At 69.0% G+C, this 4,957-nt stretch carries 1 protein-coding gene; it reads left to right on the forward strand.

All coding sequences use genetic code 11. The annotated features are described in order from the left end of the window. A partial coding sequence (locus ABZ293_RS41910; protein WP_355189899.1) for an amino acid adenylation domain-containing protein occupies nt 1-4,957 on the forward strand: 4,957 nt, incomplete at both ends.

A 4,957-nucleotide genomic window follows, 5' to 3' on the forward strand; every position in this document is an offset into this window, starting at 1 on the left:
TCGAACGCGGCGGATTCGACCGGTTCAGCCAATGGACGATGCTCACCCTGCCCAACGGCATCGACCGAACCGGAATCGAAACCACCACGCAAGCAGTGATCGACCACCACGACATGCTGCGCGCCCAACTCCACCCCGACCCCACCCACCCCACCGGATGGACGCTACAGGTGCCCCCGACCGGGATCACCGCCACCGAGGTGACCACGACCGGGGTGACCGCCCCCGGGACGAGCACCGCCGGGATGACCACAGCCGAGGCCAGCACCACCGAACCAACCACAACCAAGGCCAGCACGACCGGGGTGACCGCGACCGAGGTGACCGCCGAGGCAATCACGACCGGAGTGACCGCCGCCGAGGTGACCTCGACCGAGGCGAGCACTCCCGAGCCAACCGCGGCCGAGCCAACCGCGGCCGAGCCAACCGCGGCCGAGCCAACCGCAGCCGGGGTGAGCGCGGCCGGGTTGATACGGCGGGTGCCGGTGCGGGCGGAGCCGGATAGTGCCGCCTTCGCCGCGATCGTGGAGGCGGAGGCGAACGCGGCTGCCGAGCGCCTCGATCCCGCCGCGGGCGTCATGCTGCAACTGGTCTGGTTCGACCGCGGCGAACGGCCGGGTCGGCTGCTGGTGCTGGCCCATCACCTGGTCGTTGATGGGGTGTCGTGGCGGATCCTGATCCCCGACCTCGCCACGGCGTGGGCCCAGATCAGTGCGGGGCAACCACCGCAGCTCGCGCCCGTGGGCACCTCGATGCGACGCTGGGCCCACGCCCTGAACACCACCGCCGAACACCTCGACGAACTCGACTGGTGGCGCGCCACCCTCGACACCACCGACCCGGCGATCGGTCCCCGCCCGCTCGACCCGACCCGAGACGTCCAGGCCAGCGTCGCCACCGTCGAGGTGACGCTGCCGACCGCGGTCACCCGCGCGGTGCTGACCACCCTGCCCCAAGCGTTCCACGGCAACGTCGACGACGCCCTGATCGCCGCACTCGCCCTGGCCTTGACCCGATGGCGACACCACCACGGCCACACCACCACCGAAACACTGCTCACCCTCGAAAGCCACGGCCGCCACGACACACCACTGCCCGGCGCCGACCTCACCCGCACGGTTGGCTGGTTCACCACCACCTACCCGGTGCGGCTGGACCTGTCCGGCATCGACATCGACGACGCGTTCACCGCCGGTCCCGCCGCCGCAACGATCACCAAAACGGTCAAGGAACAACTCCGCGCGGTCCCCGCCCGCGGAATCGGCTACGGACTGCTGCGCTACCTCAACCCCGACACCACCCCCATCCTGGCCGCACTACCCGACCCGCAGGTCAGCTTCAACTACCTCGGCCGCTTCGACACCATCCCCACCGGACTGCGCGAGATCGGCTGGATGCCCGCCGGTGGCGACACCGACGGCGGCGGCATCCAAAACCCCGACGCCACCGCCGCAGCCGTGCTCGCCATCAACGCGGCCACTACCGACACCCCCGACGGACCCACCCTGACCGCCTCCTGGGACTACCCCACCGACCTACTCACCAGAACCGAGGTCACCGACATCGCCCGACTATGGGCCGACGCGGTGATAGCGCTGGCCACCCACGCCTCCCGACCCGACGCCGGCGGACTCACTCCGTCGGACCTCGACCTCCTCGACCTCGACCAACCCACCATCGACCGACTCGAAACCCGATACCCGGGCCTGGACGACATCTGGCCGCTGACCCCACTACAGGCCGGACTGCTGTTCCACGCCCAACTCGCCACCGACGCCACCGACGCCTACATCGTGCAACTCAGTGTCGAACTCGCCGGCCTCGTCGACGCGAACCGGCTGCACCGCGCCGCACAAACCCTCCTGCGGCGACACCCCAACCTACGGACCGCGTTCGTGCGCGACGGCACCCACGAACCCGTCCAGGTGGTGCCCCACACCGTCGAGGTCCCGTTCACCGAAATCGACCTCACCGAACACGACGACCCCGCGGCCGCACTCGAACAAGTCACGACCACCGACCGCCGATTCGACATGACCGCCGCACCACTGCTGCGACTGACCCTGATCAACACCGCCGCCGGGCAATACCGGCTGCTGCTGAGCATGCACCACATCCTGATCGACGGCTGGTCCACACCACTACTCATCCGAGAACTGCTGATCCTCTACGCCACCGACAGCGCAGCCCTACCCCCGGAACGCCCCTACCGCGACTACCTGACCTGGCTGAACAGCCAGGACCAGGCCGCGGCGGAGACCGCGTGGACACACGCACTCGAGGGTGTCACCGAGCCGACTCTGCTGACCCCCGCCGACCGCGCCCGCCGACCCACCGCCGCAGCGGGCGAAGTGCGCGTGCAGCTCGACGAGGACCGCACCGCGGCCCTGGTGACGGTGGCCCACCTCCAAGAGACCACCCTCAATACCATCGTCCAGGCGGCGTGGGCACTCGTGCTCGCCAATGCGACCGCCCGCGAAGACGTGGTCTTCGGGACCACCGCCTCCGGGCGCCCGCCACAGCTTCCGGGCATCGAATCGATGATCGGACTGTTCGTCAACACCGTGCCCGTCCGGGTCCGGCTCGACCACCGCGAAACCCTCGCCCAGCTATTGCGGCGAATCCAATCCGAACAGGCTGCCCTGCTCGACCATCAGCACCTCGGACTCGCCCGGATCCAACAGCTGGCCGGTCCCGGCGCGATGTTCGACACGGTGACCGTCTTCGAGTCGTACCCGGTCGACCGAACCGGACTGTCCGAAGACACCGACATCGCCGGAATGCACGTCCTCGACGTCCAGGGACGAGACGCCGCGCACTATCCACTCGGCCTGATCGCTCACCACGACTCCCGGCTACACCTGACCTTCGAATACCTGCCCGAACTGTTCACTCGACAGCAGATCGACGCCCTCGCCGACCGGGTGCTGCGGGTGCTCGACACCATCGCCACGCATATCGACCTCCCGCTCACCGAACTGCAGCTGCTCTCGCCCGTCGAGCAGGCCACGCTGGTGCCCGTCCGTGGTCGGCCCGGCACGGTGCCTGCGCCGTTGCCGCAGGTGTTACGGGACGCGGCCACGACGACGCCCGGCACGGAAGCGCTGGTCTGCGACGACGTGCGGCTGTCGTACCGCGAACTCGATGAAACTTCCAACCGGTGGGCACAGATATTCATTGATATGGGGATAGGTCCGGAAGTGATCGTTGCTGTGGCGCTGCCGCGCTGCATCGACGCGATGATCGCCGTATGGGCGGTCGCCAAGACCGGCGGCGCGTTCGTCCAGGTCGACCCCACCCATCCGCGCGACCGGGTCACGCGCATTCTCACCGATTCCGGTGCCGCCGTCGGGCTGACCCTCGATACCTACCGAGACCGGTTACCGGAAGCGCTGGACTGGCTCGCCCTCGACGATCCCGTCTTTCTCGCGAAGACGGCGGCGGCTGCCCCGACAGCGATCGATGACGCCGAACGCACAACCCCACTACGGCCGGAGCATCCGGCCTACCTGATCTACACCTCCGGCTCCACCGGGACCCCCAAGGGAGTGGTGGTCACCCATACCGGGATAGCGAACCTGGCCGCCGAGACACGGGAGCGGTACGGCCTCACCCCGGCTTCGCGGATGCTGGCCGTCGCCTCGCCGACCTTCGACGTCTCGATCCTCGAATGGCTCAGCGCGACCGCCGCTGGCGCCACCCTGGTCCTCGCACCCGCGTCGGTGGCCGCTGGCACCGAACTGGCCGAGTTGATCGATGCCGAACACGTCACCCATGCCGCCATCACGCCTACCGTGCTCGCATCACTGCACCCCGACCCCGTCGACACCCTCGAAACCCTGATCCTCGGCGGCGAGACCTGCCCACCCGACCTCGCCGCGCAATGGACGCCGGGGCGCACGGTGCTCAACAGCTACGGGGCCACCGAAACGACCGTCGTCAGCTGCGGCCATGCTCCTTTGACCACGACTACGGGCGGCCCGATGACGATCGGCGGGCCGGTGCTCGGATTCACCGCCGTCGTACTCGACCGCAGACTGCGCCCCGTCCCAGTCGGAGTGGTCGGCGAACTGTACGTCTCCGGACCAGGTCTCGCCCGCGGTTACCACCGGCAGCCCGCGACCACCGCGGCCCGATTCGTCCCCGCCCCCTACGGGCCGCCCGGGACACGCATGTATCGCACCGGCGATCTCGTCGCCTGGACCGCCGACCGCGCGCTGCGGTTCATCGGCCGCAGCGACCTGCAGCTCAAAATCAACGGCCATCGCATCGAACCCGGCGACATCGAAGCCGCGCTGCGCGACCACCCCGATACCGACCAAGCCGCCGTCACGATCCACACCCGCCCGAATGGCAGCGATCAACTCGTCGGCTACGTCGTGCCCGCCTCCGGCATCACGCCCGACACCACGGCACTGACCGCCCACCTCACAACGCGACTGCCCACGCACATGATCCCGACGGCCATCCTCACCGTCGACCGGATACCCCTCACCCCCACCGGCAAAGTGGATTACAAAGCCCTACCCACACCACAGTGGCGACCTGCCCGGTTCCGTCCGCCGTCGACCGCACTCGAGGCCACCGTCTGCGACGCCTTCGCCCAAACCCTCGACATCGAGCGAGTCGGCGTCGACGACGGCTTCTTCACCCTCGGCGGCAACTCGCTCGCCGCGGCCACGCTGGTGGCGCGGCTGGCCGAGTCGACCGGTGTCAACGTGCCGGTTCAGTGGATCTTCACCGATCCGACACCCGAGTCGCTGGCCCACCGTATCGACACCGGCCGCGATGGGCTCGACGAGCAGGACCTCAGCGAAGCGCTGTCCGTCATTCTCCCCCTGCGCGCCGCCGGTGCCGAACCACCGCTGTTCTGCGTCCATCCGGCCGTCGGATTGGCTTGGGGTTTCAGCGGACTCGTGCAGCACCTCGATCCCGACCGCCCGGTGTACGGGCTGCA

The sequence above is a fragment of the Nocardia sp. NPDC005998 genome (assembly GCF_040614395.1).
GTDB lineage: Bacteria > Actinomycetota > Actinomycetes > Mycobacteriales > Mycobacteriaceae > Nocardia.